This window comes from Hymenobacter qilianensis (genome assembly GCF_014638675.1).
GTDB lineage: Bacteria > Bacteroidota > Bacteroidia > Cytophagales > Hymenobacteraceae > Hymenobacter > Hymenobacter qilianensis.
The window spans coordinates 1,237,986-1,256,706 of record NZ_BMFN01000002.1; the positions used below are offsets into that span (position 1 = coordinate 1,237,986).

The window sequence follows — 18,721 nt, forward strand, 5'->3', positions numbered from 1 at the left end:
AGAATAAGATGAAAACTTTGGAAATCTGTAAGGCAATTACCAGAACCAAAGGCTGCTCCCAAGTAAAGTACCCTCTGATATTGAATTACTTCCTAACGCGATACCTCATTCCCATAGGTATTTTTTACTACGTATAATGGTCGGCTGCGAGAGGCATCCAGCCCGCGCCAAACGTATTCCCCTATTATTCCAAGCGCAATCATCTGAAAAGCCGAAACAAATAGTACGACTACCATTAAGGTTGTCCAACCAGTAGGCGCCTGGGGGGCAAAAATGTTCAGACCGATAACGTACAATCCGTATAGCATGGCAACTATACCTAATAAAAGGCCTACGACTGAAATAGCCCGAATTGGGAAGTAGGAAAAAGAGAGCAGTGAATCGATAAACAATTTTATCTTTTTCTGTAACGTCCAGCGCGACTTGCCCACTTCACGCTTACGGCGCACATACGGGATATTCACATACGGATATCCCAGCCACACCATGAGGTAGAATACATTGCTATTGCGCTCATGCATCTTCAATACCTCCTCGGCTACCTGACGATCAAAAAAGACGAAATCGAAGCCTCCATCCGGGATATTGCTCAGGGCCAGATGCTTCATTAACCAGTGGAATGTTTGGGCAAACGTCTTTGCTAAACCAGTTTCCTGTCGGTCCTGTCTATTACCAATAATTAACTTAAAGCCCTTCAGCCAGTGGTCATACATCTGCACCATTAGCTCCGGTGGGTCCTGCATATCGGCGGTAATAACGGCCATACAGTCACCAGTCGCGTGGGCCATGCCGGCCACAATAGCATTATACGATCCTACATTTCCCGCTAGCTCCACGACACGAACTCGATCGGGGTATTGGGCGCGGGCTTCCAATAATACCTCCAGTGTCCGGTCACCAGAGCCATCATCTACAAAAACGTACTCAAATTCGACTTCAGTGGGAAACCGGGCTTCGTTGGCAACCAATTCTCGCACTGTAATCGGAATATTGTCCTCATTATAGTAACAAGGAACGATGACAGATAGCCTGGGCATTAAAAGACGGGGAAACGGTAATTGTCGTACAATTTAATCACCGTGGAAAGATAATATGTGACTACTGCCTCCCAGCTTGAAGCCTAATTTCTCACACGTGCGGAATACGGCCCGGTTGGTTGCTTGCGTAGTCATCAAAACAGCCTTATCTCCTTTTTCACGAGCTCGGTGCACTGTTTCAGATACTAGCTTCAAATGCCACCCCCGATTTTGAGGGCCTACAGCTGTGAGTACCACTCTGGACAACCCTACTCCTATTAAAGCGGCATCATCCTTCAAGTCACTGATGGCTAGGAAAGATTGAAGTGGTAAGCCGGGTTCATCGGGTACAAGAACATCATCGCAGTAACCGCGTACCGCAGCGCCTGCATAACGCGCCAGGAAAGCGTCGGCACGTTCAGTACCAAACCATGGATCGGCATGAAACCGATCAAAATCATTTCGATTCTCCGCAGCTATCTGCGCTATTTGCGCCTCTTCCTCTGCCTTAGCCAAGCGCACCGGGTAGCGCTCTTGGTCGAACGATTCCAGATTATCATGATAAAACAGCAAACGTGTCTCTACTAGCCGCCAGCCGCTGGCTGTTAATGTCTGAAGCAGCACAGTATCCTCACTGGGTACTTCACTAAAACAGTAGTAAGCACCTGAAGCTGCCAATTGAGTCTCAAATGCTTTTACAGCGGCTAACCGATCAGCTGGGGGGCTTTTCTCATGAAAAAGCCCCGTTAGCAAACGATAAGTGGGGATAGCAAAGAATTGTGTATCCCAAGGCAAATCAGAAAATAAGAGCTGACTTGATTTGTGGTTAAATACCTTATTATGAGCAGATTCGTTGATAAACCGTGACGCTTTGCCTACTCCAAATAGCTCTTGCTGGCGCTCAGGGGAAATTATATTGTGAAGAGAAATATACGGGGAATAAAATATTAGTGCTGATGCTCGTTGCGTAAGTAATGTTGGATTTACTTCTTCCATATCCTGCGAAATTGCTCATACTCGCGTATGTAGTCTTTCTCGTCGTAAGGCTGAGAAGCGAAGATCAATTGCACAGCTGAATGCGAATACTGCATTGTATGCCAAGCATTTGGTGGCACATACAAGCCAATGTATGGATCTTCTAAACGATATACGTCAATCGTACCATCCGACATCTCAGTCGTCACGGTGATGCGGCCTGCCGCCGCCACGAGCACTTGTTCAGTCAGGTGATGCGCGTGGCGGCCACGGACGATGCTTTCTGGAGTGTAATATGTCCAAAACGTCCGTTTTACCTCAAAGGGAATGGGACGTAGCTCCTCTGTTACAGATATAAACCCAATAGTAGAGTCTCCTATTTTAGGAAACTCTATTAAATAAGGCTTCATCATGTGCAACGCCTAAACTTTATCTTTGAAATACTCCAGCGTCCGCCGCAAGCCCTCAGCCCGGTCAATTTTAGGCTCCCAGCCCAAAATCTCTTTGGCTTTTGTGATGTCAGGCCGACGCTTCATTGGGTCATTCTCAGGCAGGGCCTGATACGTTGGCTTAAACTCTACACCTGTCAGCTTTGCGATTTCCTCACCGAATTCCTTGATCGTAATTTCTGATGGGTTGCCAATATTCACGGGCAGTGGATAGTCAGAGAGTAGCAGACGGTAGATGCCTTCTACTAAGTCATCGACGTAGCAGAAAGAGCGCGTCTGGGAGCCATCGCCAAATACAGTCAGGTTTTCGCCCCTTAGCGCTTGCGAGAGGAATGCTGGCAGTACGCGGCCATCATTGAGTCGCATGCGCGGGCCATAGGTATTGAAGATGCGGATGATACGTGTTTCCAGCCCGTGATGCGTGTGATACGCCATGGTAATGGCTTCCTGAAAACGCTTGGCTTCATCGTAGCAACCGCGCGGACCTACAGGGTTTACATTGCCGAAGTATTCTTCCACCTGCGGATGAACCTCTGGGTCACCGTATACTTCCGAAGTGCTGGCAATCAGGATACGTGCATTTTTAACACGCGCCAACCCTAACAGATTATGCGTGCCCAATGACCCAACCTTCAAAGTTTGGATCGGAATCTTTAGGTAGTCGATTGGCGAAGCGGGTGAAGCAAAATGCAGAATGTAATCCAGCTTGCCTGGTACAAACACATACTTGGACACATCGTGATGATGAAACTCGAAAGCTTCCTGGCCAAACAAATGCTCGATGTTGGATAAGTCACCTGTGATGAGATTATCCATGGCAATAACATGGTAACCTTCTGCCAAAAACCGGTCACAAAGGTGAGAACCCAAAAAGCCGGCACCACCGGTAATGAGTATGCGTTTCTTATCGGACATGCGCGCTAACTGATAAAGTGCTTGTGAATGTATTTGGATAGGTATTAGGCCTGAACTACTGGTTCCTTATGATTAGCCCGAATACCGATGCAATGGTAAGTGAAGCCTACCTCGCTAAGTTCTTTCGCATCGTAAATGTTACGACCATCGAATATGGCTTTCTGCTTCATCAAGCGGCCGAGAACTTCAAAGTTTGGTGAGCGGAACTCAGGCCATTCCGTTACGATAAGCAATGCATCAGCATCAATCAAAGCCTCGAACTGATCCTTGGCATAAGTGATCCGGTCGCCCAGCGTATGCTTCGCTTCTTTGATAGCAACCGGGTCGTAGGCCGATACAGTGCAGCCAGCCTCCAGTAAGCGCTCAATAATAACCAAAGAAGGTGCCTCACGCATATCATCAGTCTTGGGCTTAAAGGAAAGGCCCCAGATTGCCATCTTCTTGCCTTGCAGGTCGCCACCGAAGTGCTTATTCACTTTGTCGAATAGCACCGACTTCTGCGCCTCATTAACATTCTCAACTGCTTTGAGCACCTGCATATCATAGCCATTTTCAGCGGCCGTTTTGATAAGTGCTTTTACATCTTTGGGAAAGCAGGAGCCCCCGTAGCCAATACCGGGATAAATAAATTTAGTACCGATGCGAGCGTCGGAGCCAATGCCTTGGCGGACCTTGTTCACGTCGGCACCCATTATCTCACATAGGTTGGCGATATCATTCATGAACGAAATTTTGGTCGCTAGCATGGAGTTAGCGGCGTATTTCGTCATCTCAGCCGAAGGGATATCCATGAAGATAATAGGATGACCATTGAGCAGGAAAGGCTTATACAGCTTGGTCATTACCTCTTCGGCACGCTCTGATGCCACACCGACTACAATACGATCCGGCTTGAGAAAGTCATCAATGGCGGCACCTTCCTTCAGGAACTCAGGGTTGGAGGCAACATCAAAATCGATGTTCTCACCGCGCTTCTCAAGGGCTTTTTCGATCTCGGCACGCACTTTTGCAGCTGTACCTACGGGCACGGTGCTTTTGGTAACGATAACACCGTAGCTGTTCATGTGCTCACCAATACCGCGGGCTACCGCCAGCACATACTTCAGGTCAGCAGAGCCATCTTCGCCGGGGGGCGTTCCTACCGCAATAAATGCCACATCAGCATCGTGAATGCTTTCGGCAAGACTAGTGGAAAAGTGCAAACGGCCCTTCTCTACGTTTCGCGAGACCATTTCCTCCAAGCCAGGCTCGTAGATTGGTAAAATACCTTGCTTGAGGTTATCAATCTTTTTCTGATCGATATCAATGCAGGTTACATCAATACCAACTTCGGCGAAGCATGTGCCTGTAACCAGACCAACGTAACCGGTGCCTACTACTGCGATTTTCATAGTCTATTGAAAGCGTAAGAAACTACTGAGTTTATGTTTTAAATTGTTGCTGGGGGGCAAATTAACCCATCATCCATTTTTTCCACCAATGCTGGAATACAATAAGCGCCCAGATACGAGCATGAATATCACCAGGGTTACGAGAAAACAGTTGTGCCTTGAGCGCACGCACGGCTTCTACGTCAAAAACGCCTTGGGATTCAATAAAATCGTCAGAAAGTAGATCGTCGGTAATTAAGGGGCGCAGCTCATTGCGAAACCATTTGAGCAGCGGGACCTCAAAGCCATGCTTCGGACGCTTATACAGCTCTTCCGGCAGCATCGGGCGGAAGGTATCCTGTACAATGCGCTTTTTCATGTTCGCATTGATTTTACTTTCTACTGGTAGTGAGAAAGCAAAATTGACGACGTTATAATCCAGAAACGGCGTCCGCACTTCCAGGGAGTTCGCCATGCTCATCATGTCCACTTTAGTGAGCATGTCGTTGGGAAGCACCAAGTTCATGTCGGTGAGCAGCACTTCGTTCAGGTCGCCATCTGCATGCAAGTGCTGTAAGATGTCGCGCCGACGTTTTTCGGCCAGCTTCTTCCCTACTTTACGCCGGGAGGCTGGACTCAGCAAGTTGCGGGCGTCACGCTCGCTTACAAAGGAAGCCCAGTCCCAGTAACGGTCTTTCGGACCGCTGAGCATGCCCCGGGAAAACCGCTGAAACTGACGAATACGATTGCCAAAAAACGAGTTGCGCGATTTGGGCAGAATGTCCCACAGGAAATCCAGACCAGCCACAGCTTCGGCCTTGAAGCCGCCCTGCCGTATCTGAAACTCGCCCATGTGCTTGTTGTAGCCGGCAAACAGCTCATCAGCCCCATCGCCAGATAGCGCAACGGTCACTTTTTCGCGCGTGCGCTTGCTCAGAATATATACTGCCAGCGCCGAGGAGTCAGCGAAGGGCTCGTCGATGTATTCCAGCACATCAAAGATGTGATCGTATAGGTCCTGATTCGTGAGAGAAAAGACCGTATGGTTCGTCTGGTGCATTTTGGCTACCAGATTGGCATATTTCGTCTCATCGAAAAAGGGCTCGTCCCGAAAACCTATGCTGAAAGTATTCAGGTGGGGAGTATGACGAGCTGCAAGAGCAGTAATAGCGGAAGAATCGATGCCACCACTGAGGAAAGAGCCCAATGGTACGTCAGCAACTAGGCGCCGTGCTACGGCATCATCCATCAATTCCAGCAGCTTCTTTTGCTGCTGTTCGTAGCTGAGCTTATTCTTTTGCGTCTTTTTTGGATCGTAGGGAATACGATACCACGCCTTGCCAACTACCTTTTGGCCCTTGACATAGAGGTAATGGCCGGGCAGTAATTTCTTAACTCCTTTAAAGATAGTGGCAGGGCCAGGAATGTAATTGAGCTGCAAATAGTGGCTCAGGGCTACATAATCCATCTTGCGAGGCACTCCTAAAGCCAGCAACGACTTCATTTCGGAGGCAAAGAATAGCTTGTCCTCGTCGCGGTAGACCAGCAAAGGCTTCACTCCCATTCGGTCGCGGGCGATGAACAGCGAATCCTCCTCCTTATCGTAAATAGCCAGGGCGAAAAAGCCGTTGAGCTTTTTCAGGCAGCTGCGGCCTTCCGTGATGTAGAGACGCAGAATAACCTCGGTATCAGTTTGAGAGTGAAACTGATGGCCCTTACGAACAAGCCGTTGCCGCAGCTCGCGAAAGTTGAATATCTCACCATTGAAGACAATCGTGTACCGCCCCGACTCATCGGTCATAGGCTGATTGCCGTCGCAGGAAAGGTCAAGAATAGCCAGGCGGCGGAAGCCGAGGCCTACATTGTCATACACATAATGCCCTTGAGAATCAGGCCCACGGCTGATAATGGCATCGGTTGAAGCGGGCAATGCGGCGAGCGAATTGCGACCAGCGTCAGAGAAAGCGAATATTCCAGTAATTCCACACATAATTGGCGGGCAAAAGTACAAACTATAAAGACGTGTGCCCAAAAAAGTAGCCGCAAGCATCTGCAACCAAAGCCGTGCCACGGTAGTACACAGCTTAGCTTACCGCTTTTTTCCACTCATTTTTGTCATGAATCTTCAGCAGCAAATGGACTTACAGCAACAATTCGAAGCCGCCGTCGCGCGTGTAGACAACCTGCCGGGCGATAAGGCCGCCGCACATATGACAGAACTCTATGGCCTATATAAGCAAGCAACCGAGGGCGACCACGATACCAAAGGTGAAGTTGTTGGCGACGACAGTCCCGACAATCCTAGCGGTACGCCTGGCATGTCGCAGGCTCAGTGGGACTCTTGGAGCAAGTTCAAAGGCGTTAGCGAGGACGATGCGAAACGTCAATATATCGACAAGGTGAATGAAATTGCCGGTCCGGTTGGCGAGCAAGCCTCCGTTATTACGGGCACTGGTCAGCCAGCAACTGGTTCGCAGGTGAACCCGGAGAATACTACCGTCTCTCAGCAGCCTGGCACTGGCCCAGGCGTTACTACGGGTGGCTTGCGCGGTGATATCACAGCAGGCGCACCATACGGCGGCGAGGATAAGCTAAAGGGCGACCAAGAATCTATTTAGGAATTTCAGAAATAGGAGAGCCTTGAGATTGGTTGACTCCACCTTCTAAAACACGCACGAAAAAAGCCCCCCAGATTCGTTCTGGGGGGCTTTTTTTGTGCGTGTTTTAAAAAATCTTGCCGGGGTTCATGATACCGTGCGGATCAAATACGCTTTTGATGCCACGCATCATATTCAGTTGCACCTCCCCCAGCGCAATGCCGATGTATGGTTTTTGTACCAGCCCGATACCGTGCTCACCGGAAATAGTACCTCCCAGCTTTACACAAAGCTGAAATATCTCCCGGATTGGCGCGGCCAGTCCTTCGTGCCACATCGTATCATCCAGGTCGCCCCGAATGATATTTACGTGTAGATTGCCATCGCCGGCGTGGCCGTAACACACGGAAGTAAATCCGTAGCGCTGACCAATTTCTTTGACGCCTTTTAATAAGGTCGGCAATTCGGCACGGGGCACGACGGTATCTTCCTCCTTATATACAGAGTTGTAGCGAACGGCATTACCCACGTTGCGCCGTATTTTCCACAGTTCCTCCTTTTGAGCGGCCGTGTCGGCGAGCAGGATTTCGCCGATGTCATACTTTTCCAGCACGCCATACACCAGCTCAGCATCTTTATACAGCTGCTCCAGCTCATTGCCATCCAGCTCAATAAGTAGGTGAGCGGTGATGTCGGGGGGCAAATTGAGCGGAATATTCAGGTAGCGCGCCGACCACTCAATAGCTTCCCGCTCCATGAACTCCATTCCGGAAGGCACAATGCCAGCCCGAAATATCTCTGATACTGCCGCTGCCGCCTGCGTTTGGTCGCGGAAAGGCACAAGCAGCACGATATCCTGCTTTGGATGCGGAATCAGCCGAAAGACGACGCGCGTGATAATGCCCAGCGTCCCTTCCGACCCCACCATCAGCTGAGTCAGGTTATAGCCAGTGGCGTTTTTCAGAACATTGGCGCCGGTCCAGATGATATCGCCCGTGGGCAGCACTACCTGCAAATTGAGCACGTAGTCTTTGGTTACGCCATACTTGACGGCCTTCGGACCACCACTGCTCTGGCTCAAATTGCCCCCCAGAAAGCAACTGCCCTTGCTGGCCGGGTCCGGCGGATAGAATAAGCCCTTCGCCTGCACCGCCTCCTGAAACACTTGGTTGATGACGCCCGGCTCGACGGTGGCCTGCAGGTTGCGCTCGTCAATCTCAATGATTTTGTTGAGCCGCTCCGTGCTGAGCACTACGCCGTGGTGTATCGGCAAGGCGCCCCCACTCAATCCAGTGCCTGCACCTCGAGGCGTGACCGGAATGTGGTGCTGGTGGCACAAACGAACAATTTGGCTGATCTCTTCAGCGTTAGCCGGACGTAAGACGACATCAGGGGCAAAATGCAGATCCTCCGTGTGGTCGCGGCCATAGTCGGCGTAGGCATCAGCAGTAGCGGCGGCTTCAGCGCGTTGAGCCGTGAAAAGGTGTGCAGGGCCCACGATGGCCTCAAAAGCCACCAGTAATTCGGGGGTGAGCGGTTGAAAATTCATCGAAATTTGAAAGCAAATGACTGATTCGAGTATCTTTGCGCCAATGCAGAAACACCCTACGAAGGTACATGTTTCGAGACAGTATAGCCGTCTGATTGCTATGCTGCTACTAATAACGCTGGCGTGGCTGGCAAGCTGCGGCGGCGCAAAAAAAGTGAACTATCGCAACGGGCGCTATTATTCGGCCCGGGAAATGGCCCGCATGAAAGCCGCTGACCGGCGCAAAGGCGGATCCAAAACGAAAGGCAAGTACGCTTCATCACGAGGTAAAACCAAGATAGTTTCAAAGCGTGGGGCTCGCCGGCCGCTGCCTGCCAATATCAGCCGGGAGTTAGCCACTGTTATTCAAACGGCGCGCTCGTACGAAGGCACACCTTACAAATGGGGTGGCACCACCCGCCTGGGCATGGATTGCTCAGGGCTTCTTGCCACTTCGTTTAGTGCTATTAACGTAGATATCCCGCGTTCCTCTAATGAGCAAGCAGAATGGGGCACTCCAGTTCGCTCCCAGGAGTTGCAGGTAGGTGATCTGGTATTTTTTGGTGCTTCTCCGGGTAGCAACCGCATTACACATGTAGGCATGGTAACTGAAGCCACGGCCGAAAGCGTCCAGTTTATTCACGCTTCCAGCTCTTTAGGGGTCACTGAGAACAGCCTGGATACTGATTACTACCTCAGCAGATTTATTAAGGCTGTACGACCTAAGTTGTGAAATTGCCTTCTACCTTTGCGGCCGCAAATTGGATCTATCAACTTTTAGTAGAATAGTTAATGATTCGGTAATGCACAGCTACAAAGTCATCAGTACTTTTGCAGCGCCGTCGTCTGGCTTCTTCTTTTTTCACCTTTTTTTCTCTCTATGAAACAGTTACGTTTACGCTACTTGCTGTTGTTTCTGCTTAGCGTCTGTACGGCGCGGCTGGGATGGGCACAGGGCACTACTACATCAGCCATGACCGGTATTATTACCGATCAGACTGGTGCCGGACTACCTGGAGCTACAGTTATTGCCGTTCATACTCCGACCAACACGCAGTATGTAGCTCCTACTAACGCTGAAGGACGCTTCAACCTCCAGAATATGCGCGTAGGTGGTCCTTACAACGTGCGTGTCACGTTTATTGGCTATCAAGAAGCTGTACGGGAGAACATTACCCTGACTTTGGGCCAGGTTTTGCGCTTAGACGTAAACCTGAGTGAAGCTACCACTCAGCTTGCTGGTGTAGTTGTTACGGGCGAAGATTCCCGTTCTGTGCTCAGCGCTGGCCGTGCTGGTTCTACTACGAACGTAAGCACCCAGGAAATTGAGCGTCTGCCTACTATCAGCCGTAACCTAAACGACTTCACGCGTCTGACGCCGCAAGCCTCATCGACTTCGCAAGGGGCTATTGGAGGCGGTAACTACCGTCAGAATAACATTACTATCGACGGCTCCGACTTCAACAACAACTTCGGTATTGGTGGCAACCTTCCCGCCGGTGGTAACCCCATCTCCCTGGACGCTGTGTCTGAAATTACTGTAAACGTAACTCCCTTTGACGTTCGCCAGTCAAACTTCATTGGTAGCGCCGTGAATGCGGTAACTCGCTCAGGTACCAACGACTTTTCTGGTTCGGTTTATACTTACTGGAGAGGTGATAAGCAACAGGGCAATAAAGTAGGCGACGAAACCTTCCCAAAGCAGGAGCTAGATGAAAAGCAATATGGCTTTCGCTTAGGTGGTCCGGTCATCAAAGACAAGTTGTTCTTCTTTGTGAACGCAGAGCAAAGAAAAGCTACTACTCCTGGCCAGCAGGATCTACCCTCTACCCCAGAGTTGCCGTTTGGCGCACCAGGTACTCCTTCTAACATTGTACGGCCTACCGCTGCGTTCTTGGACGAGGTCGGCACGTACCTGCGCGACACCTACAACTACGAAACCGGTGGCTACGGAGCCTATCCTTTCGAGAGAGAGCGCACGACTCTGCTGGGCCGCTTAGACTGGAACATCAGCAACAATCATACTTTTAGCATTCGCTACAACCAGGTAGAGAGCAAAGATCCAATCTCGGTTAGTACCTCCCGTAGCCCGTTGACAGCTTTCCCAAACACGCGGACGAGTAATTTCGCTCTTCCTTTCAAAAATTCGAACTACTATCAGGAGGCTAACTTCTACTCGCTGGCCGCTGAATGGAATGGCACCTTCGCCAGTAAGTTCTATAACACCCTACGTGCTACCTACACTAATCAGAATGACCCACGTAGTTCCGACAGCGATGCTTTTCCGTTCGTAGACATTTTGGATGGCAGTGTTAACCCAACTACCGGTGCTATCACCCCAGGTGTAAATCCAATTACTTCATTTGGCTACGAGCCCTTCACCTTCGGTAACCTGCGCGATGTAGAAACTTACTCGGTTGTCGACTATGTGAACTTCTCAACTGGAATTCACAATCTCACAGGTGGTTTCCAATTTGACTTGCAAAATACCAGAAACGGTTTCCAGCGTTTTGCAACCAGCTATTATACGTTTAACTCTTGGGATGAATTCAAGAGCGGAGCAAAGCCACGTGATTTTGCCCTTACCTATTCTCTCCTTCCCGGTTTTGAGCAGGCTTTCCCTCGCTTCAAAACTGCACAGGGCTCCTTGTATGCCCAAGATGAAATCAACGTGACCGATAAGCTGCGGGTAACCCTTGGCTTGCGGGCTGAATTGAACTCCTATTTGGATGTACAAGAGATTCAAACGCACCCGATAGTAGCTGGGCTGGCATTTGCTAACGGCGAACAAATTGATACGGGTGTGCTGCCTAAGAACCGCGTACTATGGTCACCACGTTTGGGCTTCAACTATGACGTTAAAGGTGATCGCACGCTGCAGGTTCGCGGTGGTAGCGGCCTCTTCGCTGGTCGTGTTCCTACCGTATGGATTGTGTCCCAGTCCGGCGATGCTGGCTTGATTCAGTTCACTACTACTTCGTCTGGCGCAAGCACTCCTGGTCCGTTTAATCCAGATCCAGCAGCTTACCGCCCTGATACTCCTCCAGCAGGGGGTACTCAAGTGCCAGGTACGCTCAGTGCTACGGATCGTAATTTCAAGAATCCACAGACTTGGAAGAGCACCTTAGCTGTTGATGCTCAGTTGCCTTTCGGCATCGTAGGCACCTTGGAAGGTATTTACAACAAAGACCTTACAATCGCATATGGCCGCAACCCTAACTTAGTGGAAGCGCAGCCACTTAACGTAGCTGGCTACCCTGACAATCGTCCGATCTACCCAAGTGCCGTTCGTGACAAATTTATTAACCCATTGACGCCAGCCAGTGCTGTTCCTAGCGCTACTAACCCTGGTCCTAATCAGCCAGTACCTAATGGTAGTGCTTTAGGCACACAGGCTTTTAATACGGTTGTTCTTGATAATGGTACCGAAGGTTACTACTGGTCAGTAGCTGGTAAGCTGGAGAAGCGCTTTGAGGGAGGCTTATTTGCTACAGTAGCTTACGTACGTAGCAATGCGAAAGTCCTTTTCGACGGCGTTGGCGACCAATTATTGAACACTTGGTCAATTACCCAAATTGTTAACAACGCTAACAGCCCAGAGCTTAGCTACGCTAACTACGTAGTTCCAGATCGTTTAATTGCTTCTTTGTCTTACCGCAAGGAATATTTTGGTCACCTAGGCACTACTATTTCGCTGTTCTACGAGGGTTCCAGACAAGGTCGTTTCTCGTACATCTATGGTGGTGACTTCAACCGTGACGGACAGAGCAATGATTTGATTTACGTGCCAAAAGACGGGTCGGAAATCGACTTCACTGATTTCAACTATGGTGGCAGTGTTGGTACTGTTAGCGGAGCTCGTCAGGAAGACTTGTTCTTCCAGTACATTGAGCAGGATGACTACTTGAGAGACCGTAAAGGTCAGTACGCTGAGCGGAATGGTGCTCTGCAGCCATGGCGTCATCAGGTAGACGTGAAGCTTACGCAGGACCTGTTCCTGAATATTGGTGAGAAGCGCAACACGCTACAGTTCAGCCTTGACATTTTCAATGCTGGCAACCTGCTCAACGAAAACTGGGGCATCGTGAGATCGATTAATAACTCCTCTCTCCTGGTTCCAACGAACACGGCTGCTCTTAACCCAGACGGTGCTGTTCGCCCAACTTTCCGTTTGGCTACGGACCGCGGTCAGCCTATTACTTCTACTTTCAGAAATAATAACGCTCTGGCTTCGACTTACTACATGCAGTTTGGCTTGCGCTACATCTTCAACTAAACCAAGCTATTACTAGATTCTAAAAGCGGCCGGAGAAATTCTCCGGCCGCTTTTTTTGGGTGGCAATGGAAAAGATTTCCCAAAAAAAGCCCCCCAGCCTTGCAGAATCCGAAACGCGCCGTACTTTTGTCCCACCAAACACGAAAGGTGGCTGGTAAAATAAAATGGGGGATTAGCTCAGCTGGCTAGAGCGCTTGCATGGCATGCAAGAGGTCATCGGTTCGACTCCGATATTCTCCACTCATTTGAAAGGCCCGGCTGAATAAGCCGGGCCTTTTGTCTGAACCACGGATTTGTCGGATTCCACGGATTTTGTGAACGGCGTTTGTTTGAACGTAAGTTTTATACCATAAAAAAGCCCCCTAGAAATGATCTGGGGGGCTTTTTAGTATCACAATAAAGTCGTCTGCGAAATCCGTGGAATCCGACAAATCCGTGGTTCAGACAAACAAACCTTCCACAGACAGATATCGCTCGCCGGTGTCGTAGCAGAAGGTGAGCACGCGGCTTCCGTGGGGCATTTCGGGTAGCTTTTGAGCTACAGCGGCCAGAGAGGCCCCAGATGAAACGCCCACAAAGATTCCTTCCTCGCGGGCTGCCCGCCGGGCCATATCGAAGGCGGCTTGCTGGCTTACCTGAATGGTACCGTCCAGAATATCAGTATGTAGATTATTAGGGATGAAGCCCGCGCCGATGCCTTGAATAGGGTGCGGACCAGGCGCGCCGCCACTGATAACCGGCGACAATTCGGGCTCCACGGCGAAGGTCAGCATCTTTGGGAATAAGGGCTTGAGCACCTCCGTTACGGCGGTAATATGCCCCCCAGTGCCCACGCCGGTGATATGGTAGTCGAAGCCCTCGGGTGCGTCGCGCAGAATTTCCTGGGCGGTTGTTTCGGCATGCACCTTAATGTTTGCGGGGTTGTCGAACTGCATGGGAATCCAGGCGCCGGGCGTGCTTTGCCGGATTTCGTTTGCTTTCTCAATAGCCCCTTTCATACCTTTCTCCCGTGGCGTCAGCTCCAGATTGGCGCCATACGCTGCCATCAGACGGCGGCGCTCAATCGACATTGATTCGGGCATTACCAAAGTGAGCTTGTAGCCTTTTACGGCAGCCACCATGGCCAGACCAACGCCGGTATTGCCGGAAGTTGGCTCCACAATCAGACTATCGGGGCCAAGTAATCCGTCTTTTTCGGCCTGCTCAATCATGGAAAGGGCAATGCGGTCTTTGATGCTGCCACCTGGATTAGCGCGCTCCGCTTTCATCCAGACTTCCACGTCGGGCCGGTCGGCAAAAAGTCGATTGATGCGCAGCAAAGGAGTATTACCGATGGTGTCGAGAATGGTATTCGCTTTCATTAGGGTATGTGGTTAAATGGTTTTACAAGAAAGGCGGTCATGCAGAGCGGCAGCGAAGCATCTCGCGTGTTCACCAAGGTTACTAATCTCTCGTCAGCACGCGAGATGCTTCGCTTTGCTCTGCATGACGTTCTGGATAACCATGTAACTAAATTGAAAAGGAAATATCTGCGCTGGGATCTTCGGTGCGCGTAACGTGGAGCTGCGCTTTGTGGTAAATGCGGGAATGGGACGGGACGCTATCCGTCAGCCAGACGTTGCCCCCGATAATGCTGTGGCTGCCCACTACCGTACTACCGCCTAAGATGGTCGCGTTGGCATAAATGACTACGTTATCCTCAATAGTTGGATGGCGCTTGATGCCTTGCAGCTGCTTAGCCACGCTTAAGGCCCCAAGCGTAACACCCTGAAATAGTTTGACATGGGCTCCAATGACGGCCGTTTCGCCTATCACAATGCCGGTGCCGTGGTCAATGCAGAAGGAAGAACCAATGCGGGCTCCGGGGTGAATATCGATGCCGGTGCGGGCGTGTGCATACTCACTGAGCAGGCGAGGCACACGAGGAACCGCTAGCTGGTGCAGCGCGTGGGCCAGCCGGTGCAGCGCAATAGCGTAAAAGCCCGGATACGTGGATATTACCTCAGCTACACCCTGAGCGGCGGGGTCGGCGGCGACAATAGCATTCGCGTCGAGCAGCAACAGCTGGCGCAGGTGTGGAAGCTGCGCAGCCAAGGCGGCCACTACGGCCTCGGAGGACTCCCGCAACGGAACCGGGCGAAGCAAGGCCGTCAGCTCAGCCCGCAGGTGGCTCAGGGTGGCGGCAACGGCATCGGCGCTGGATAACTGCCGATCGGCACGCTCGGGGAATAGTAAGGACAGTAACTGGTCGGCCAAATGGCAAAATGCGTGCGCCGGCAACGGAACGGTGGCTTGCTGATGCGCTAAAGCCAGCGTCTGAACAAATTCTTCGGACATAAAGGGTATGCGTAAAGGCGCTACATGCCGGTTTCTGGTGCAGCCTACGGGCCTCCTGGGCCTAAGATAACGTCATTCGAAGTAGCAGCAACAATCGGCGGCGGTGAAGGTTTGGGGCAGCACTGCGCAGGCAACCGCAGCGCTGCCTTGCTCGTTATGAAAGCACAATCCCTGACATTTCACTCCAAAACGCCCCTTTTATGTCCGATTCCACTGTTATCAAAGTCGACTCTCATCACTCGCCCAAGGGCAATGATGGAGAAAAATATCTCGCTTCCGGCAAAAACATATCGATGCGCCTCTGGGAAAATGAGCAGCCCAGCGACGATAAAGAGCCCGTATCGCGGCCCTACGAAACGGTAGGCTACGTAATCAGCGGGCGCGCCGAGCTGCACTCCGAAGGCCAAGTGGTCATATTGGAGCCCGGCAACTCGTGGGTAGTGCCCAAAGGTGCTTCGCACACCTATAAAATTCTGGAAGCTTTTACTGCCGTAGAAGCAACTACTCCCCCCTACCAGGTGCACGGCCGCGAAGACAAGCAGGCGTAAACCCGCGCTTTCTTGGCCACAAAAAAGCCCCCCAGTCAGCCTACAGATTATTGTAAGCTGACTGGGGGGCTTTTTTATAGGCTAGCGAACCAGCTCAATGCGGTCAATTTTGTCGCCGATGTCCAAGCCGCTTACTACATCGAGCCCACTGACCACCTGTGCAAAGATGGTGTAGCGGCCATCGAGGTGGGGCGTGGGGGCGTGCGTGATAAACCACTGACAACTTTCGGTGTCTTTGCCAGCCGAGGCCAGCCCGACGGCCCCCACGCCATAGCGCAGGTCGGCAAATTCGGAGCGCAGGTTATAATCGGTGCTGCCCCAGCCATCGCCGCGCGGGCACCCACCCTGCGCCACAAAGTTGGGCACTACCCGATGGAAGTTCTTACCATTATAAAAACCTTGCTCAACCAGCTCCACAAAATTGGCCACCGAGCCCGGCGCGGCTTCCACCAGCAACTGAAAGACGATATCGCCTTTACTCGTGTGCACCGTTGCCCGCTGTCCGGCTGGAATTTTATTTACCGTTGCCCAATTGATTGGATGTGATACGATAGAGGAGGTTACCAGCGGCGTGGGGGGCTTTTTATTCAGGTAATCAATAGTCTGCTGCAAGGATTGCCAGGCTTCGAGGTCGCGGGGCATTGCGAGCTTATCGCGGGCTTGCGTCAGGAAATCGGTGGAGGTTAGCAGGGGTTGCACGTTTAGCTTGGGGTCGCGAATGGCTTCGGCGGCAATACCCATAATCGCCACGTCGCCGCTGCCCACGGCTCGCTGCAACAGCAAGGCAAAGGCCGGATATTGGGATTCCGGAAAGTCGGGCAAGCGCCGCATAGCTACCAGCGCCTCCATGCCATACGTCCCGATTACAACTGACTGCTGGGGGGCAAATGTGGCCGTAGAAACAAATTCATACGCATTCGGGTCTTCGCCTAAAGCCTTCAGCAAGTAGCCCTTTTCATATGGATCGGTAGCGGCGGTATAGCGCTCCTGCACGGCCCCGCGAATCGCTTCCCGGCCTTCGGCCCGCTGCTTGAGGGCCGCAGCCAGCAACGTTGCCCGCACCCGCCACTGTGGTAGCTTGTTGGCTTTCTCCAGAAATAAGGTGCCCGGCTCCTCGGCGGCATGAGTCAGAAAAAACTCTGCGGCGGTAAGCGCTACCTGATCATTCTTGTCGGTTAAGGCCGCCCAGGCTGCCTCTTTTACGGGCACATACATGGCCGCATTCATAGCCCGCAACGCACTCACGCGCACCTGATACTCGGGGTCGCGGCGCGTAATGGCGGCCAACACGCCGGGCACAGATGGCGCTTCGGATGCCTTGCCTAATGCAGAAGTAGCGGCGCTGCGCACGGCATAAGCCGGATCGGCCTGGGCTACTTTGGCGAGAGCAACAGCATACGTAGTCAGATCGAGGCCGCGGGTACGTGCTAAGGCATTGGCAGCGGCCATGCGCGCACCACGCGGATTCGGAAGCTCCAGCAGCTGCATGAGCCGCGCTACAGCCGCGTCAGATGTTACGCCACGCAAGCCAGCCCGGTATAATCCCCAGGCTTGACCTGTAAGAGTAGCCGTATCGGAGGCAAGGCTGGAGGGCAAACGCAGCAGGTTGCTCAACTCGCCTTGGGTGAGACAGCGGCCGAGTGCTTCGAGGATGGCGCGTCGCGCAGCTGGGTCGGCCTCCGCACCCATGCGTTGATGCAGTACCGGAGCGGCGGTGCTGTCGGCGGTCTGGCCAAGGGCGTAGGCTGCGGCCCGGCGCACACCTGGGTCAGTGTCGCTGAGGCAAGTAATTAAGGCTGATGTGGCGGCTTTGTCCTGCACGGAGGCGAAGGCCAAAGCCGCCTCGCGCCGATAGATAGCTTCGGGTCGCTGCAGATACGGCAGCAGCAACCGTGTTTGGCGGGCATCCTGGGCAGTGGCAATTCGCCGCAGAGCTGAGTCAGCCGCAAACTTATTGGTGGAAGTAGCGGATTTAGCTTCTACGACACTGGTACGCGGCGTAGTGCAAGCTCCCAACCAACAGCTCAGGCAGCTAAAAGCGAGCAGTTTGGTAAGGTGGGAAAGGAAGAGTGAGTGGGTCATCGTTGGCCAAAATAGCCAAAATATGACGCTGACGCTAGTGTGCGCACTAAGCTATTGCTACTGAAGGCTCTACAGTTCTAAATAAGGCTTTCCACTGCGTTAGCGCCACCCTTCATTTCTTTATTCTGCAATAAAGCACCCCACGGCTTCGGTGCGAGCCTTGGCCACCGGCTTACCGGTGGTAATAGCAGCTAGTGCATCGCGCAACTCATGTTGGGTAACGACGGTGCGGCGCTGGCCAAGGCGCTCATAGCTATTATCTATGCGGCCTTGGTAGAGTACGGTACGGCCATCGGCGGCTGCCACTACTACCTCCGGGGTAATACTGGCCTGGAAACGACGTGCAAGGTGCTTTTTGCTGTCCAGCTTCAGTGGGAAAGGCACTTTAAACGTTCGGCCAAACGCGGCAATATCGGCTGCAGCTGTTTGCTGATCGGGAAACAAGCCAACAAACTGCACGCCGCGGGAAGCGTAGGTGGTGTAAAGGTTGCGCAGCGCCAGCGTGGCCTGTTGGCTGATTGGGCAGGTTTCGGCCAGAAATATATACACCGTGGCCACCTGATTCGGGCGCCTGTCTGGGCTCTGACTAAATGCTGGCAGCGTAGCTAAAACCAAGCACACATAAGCA

At 51.9% G+C, this 18,721-nt stretch carries 15 protein-coding genes and 1 tRNA gene; 5 read left to right on the forward strand and 11 right to left on the reverse strand.

Annotated elements, in window-relative coordinates:
• Nucleotides 1-92 precede the first annotated feature (92 nt).
• The 6 genes from IEW06_RS12960 to asnB form a co-directional block, all read right to left on the reverse strand.
• The gene (locus IEW06_RS12960; protein WP_187732896.1) at nucleotides 93-1,037 is read right to left on the reverse strand and encodes a glycosyltransferase family 2 protein; all 945 of its coding nucleotides are present in this window, start codon (nucleotides 1,035-1,037) and stop codon (nucleotides 93-95) included.
• Nucleotides 1,038-1,070: 33 nt separating this feature from the next.
• Complete coding sequence (locus IEW06_RS12965; RefSeq protein WP_188548383.1) at nucleotides 1,071-2,012, reverse strand: GNAT family protein; 942 nt, start codon at nucleotides 2,010-2,012, stop codon at nucleotides 1,071-1,073.
• A complete protein-coding gene (locus IEW06_RS12970; protein WP_187732899.1) occupies nucleotides 2,000-2,404 on the reverse strand; it encodes a sugar 3,4-ketoisomerase in 405 nt (134 codons plus the stop codon). Before IEW06_RS12970 ends, IEW06_RS12965 begins: the two co-directional genes overlap by 13 nt.
• Before the next feature lie 9 nt (nucleotides 2,405-2,413).
• Nucleotides 2,414-3,355 carry a UDP-glucuronic acid decarboxylase family protein gene (locus IEW06_RS12975; RefSeq protein WP_187732900.1) on the reverse strand — a complete coding sequence of 314 codons (942 nt, stop codon included), beginning with the start codon at nucleotides 3,353-3,355 and terminating at the stop codon, nucleotides 2,414-2,416.
• A 44-nt stretch (nucleotides 3,356-3,399) separates the two neighbouring features.
• Nucleotides 3,400-4,746, reverse strand: a complete 1,347-nt coding sequence (locus IEW06_RS12980) for a UDP-glucose dehydrogenase family protein (protein ID WP_188548384.1) — start codon at nucleotides 4,744-4,746, stop codon at nucleotides 3,400-3,402.
• 61 nt (nucleotides 4,747-4,807) lie between these two features.
• The gene (gene asnB, locus IEW06_RS12985; RefSeq protein ID WP_187732901.1) at nucleotides 4,808-6,715 is read right to left on the reverse strand and encodes an asparagine synthase (glutamine-hydrolyzing); all 1,908 of its coding nucleotides are present in this window, start codon (nucleotides 6,713-6,715) and stop codon (nucleotides 4,808-4,810) included.
• 34 nt (nucleotides 6,716-6,749) lie between these two features.
• Between asnB and IEW06_RS12990 the strand changes: the two genes are divergently transcribed.
• Nucleotides 6,750-7,343, forward strand: coding sequence for an acyl-CoA-binding protein (locus tag IEW06_RS12990; protein ID WP_187732902.1), 594 nt, complete (start codon nucleotides 6,750-6,752; stop codon nucleotides 7,341-7,343).
• Between the two features lie 106 nt (nucleotides 7,344-7,449).
• Here IEW06_RS12990 and IEW06_RS12995 read toward each other — a convergent pair whose 3' ends face one another.
• Entirely contained in the window at nucleotides 7,450-8,871 is a 1,422-nt protein-coding gene (locus IEW06_RS12995; protein WP_188548385.1) for an FAD-binding oxidoreductase, read from the reverse strand.
• Between the two features lie 100 nt (nucleotides 8,872-8,971).
• On the opposite strand from IEW06_RS12995, the gene IEW06_RS13000 reads away from it, so the two are divergent.
• From IEW06_RS13000 to IEW06_RS13010, 3 genes are all read left to right on the forward strand, one after another.
• A complete protein-coding gene (locus IEW06_RS13000; protein ID WP_223284689.1) occupies nucleotides 8,972-9,583 on the forward strand; it encodes a C40 family peptidase in 612 nt (203 codons plus the stop codon).
• A gap of 147 nt (nucleotides 9,584-9,730) precedes the next feature.
• Nucleotides 9,731-13,126: a TonB-dependent receptor gene (locus IEW06_RS13005; protein ID WP_187732903.1), complete on the forward strand. Its 3,396-nt coding sequence runs from the start codon at nucleotides 9,731-9,733 to the stop codon at nucleotides 13,124-13,126.
• 166 nt (nucleotides 13,127-13,292) lie between these two features.
• A tRNA-Ala gene (locus tag IEW06_RS13010) sits at nucleotides 13,293-13,366 on the forward strand.
• 200 nt (nucleotides 13,367-13,566) lie between these two features.
• Here IEW06_RS13010 and cysK read toward each other — a convergent pair.
• Complete coding sequence (cysK, locus tag IEW06_RS13015) at nucleotides 13,567-14,487, reverse strand: cysteine synthase A (RefSeq protein WP_187732904.1); 921 nt, start codon at nucleotides 14,485-14,487, stop codon at nucleotides 13,567-13,569.
• A 148-nt stretch (nucleotides 14,488-14,635) separates the two neighbouring features.
• A complete protein-coding gene (locus IEW06_RS13020) occupies nucleotides 14,636-15,463 on the reverse strand; it encodes a serine O-acetyltransferase (protein ID WP_188548386.1) in 828 nt (275 codons plus the stop codon).
• A 200-nt stretch (nucleotides 15,464-15,663) separates the two neighbouring features.
• On the opposite strand from IEW06_RS13020, the gene IEW06_RS13025 reads away from it, so the two are divergent.
• Nucleotides 15,664-16,011 carry a cupin domain-containing protein gene (locus IEW06_RS13025; protein ID WP_187310643.1) on the forward strand — a complete coding sequence of 116 codons (348 nt, stop codon included), beginning with the start codon at nucleotides 15,664-15,666 and terminating at the stop codon, nucleotides 16,009-16,011.
• An 81-nt stretch (nucleotides 16,012-16,092) separates the two neighbouring features.
• Here IEW06_RS13025 and IEW06_RS13030 read toward each other — a convergent pair whose 3' ends face one another.
• Together IEW06_RS13030 and IEW06_RS13035 are read right to left on the reverse strand one after the other, a co-directional pair.
• Entirely contained in the window at nucleotides 16,093-18,093 is a 2,001-nt protein-coding gene (locus IEW06_RS13030; protein WP_187732905.1) for a peptidylprolyl isomerase, read from the reverse strand.
• Between the two features lie 120 nt (nucleotides 18,094-18,213).
• Complete coding sequence (locus IEW06_RS13035; protein ID WP_188548387.1) at nucleotides 18,214-18,708, reverse strand: redoxin domain-containing protein; 495 nt, start codon at nucleotides 18,706-18,708, stop codon at nucleotides 18,214-18,216.
• Between the last annotated feature and the right edge of the window lie 13 nt (nucleotides 18,709-18,721).

Coding starts and splice junctions, on each gene's coding strand:
- IEW06_RS12965 (WP_188548383.1), bottom strand. CDS start 2,012: ATGGAAGAAGTAAATCCAACATTACTTACGCAACGAGCATCAGCACTA.
- IEW06_RS12995 (WP_188548385.1), bottom strand. CDS start 8,871: ATGAATTTTCAACCGCTCACCCCCGAATTACTGGTGGCTTTTGAGGCC.
- IEW06_RS13030 (WP_187732905.1), bottom strand. CDS start 18,093: ATGACCCACTCACTCTTCCTTTCCCACCTTACCAAACTGCTCGCTTTT.
- cysK (WP_187732904.1), bottom strand. CDS start 14,487: ATGAAAGCGAATACCATTCTCGACACCATCGGTAATACTCCTTTGCTG.
- IEW06_RS12970 (WP_187732899.1), bottom strand. CDS start 2,404: ATGATGAAGCCTTATTTAATAGAGTTTCCTAAAATAGGAGACTCTACT.
- IEW06_RS12960 (WP_187732896.1), bottom strand. CDS start 1,037: ATGCCCAGGCTATCTGTCATCGTTCCTTGTTACTATAATGAGGACAAT.
- IEW06_RS13005 (WP_187732903.1), top strand. CDS start 9,731: ATGAAACAGTTACGTTTACGCTACTTGCTGTTGTTTCTGCTTAGCGTC.
- IEW06_RS13025 (WP_187310643.1), top strand. CDS start 15,664: ATGTCCGATTCCACTGTTATCAAAGTCGACTCTCATCACTCGCCCAAG.
- IEW06_RS12975 (WP_187732900.1), bottom strand. CDS start 3,355: ATGTCCGATAAGAAACGCATACTCATTACCGGTGGTGCCGGCTTTTTG.
- IEW06_RS13020 (WP_188548386.1), bottom strand. CDS start 15,463: ATGTCCGAAGAATTTGTTCAGACGCTGGCTTTAGCGCATCAGCAAGCC.
- IEW06_RS12980 (WP_188548384.1), bottom strand. CDS start 4,746: ATGAAAATCGCAGTAGTAGGCACCGGTTACGTTGGTCTGGTTACAGGC.
- asnB (WP_187732901.1), bottom strand. CDS start 6,715: ATGTGTGGAATTACTGGAATATTCGCTTTCTCTGACGCTGGTCGCAAT.
- IEW06_RS13000 (WP_223284689.1), top strand. CDS start 8,972: ATGCTGCTACTAATAACGCTGGCGTGGCTGGCAAGCTGCGGCGGCGCA.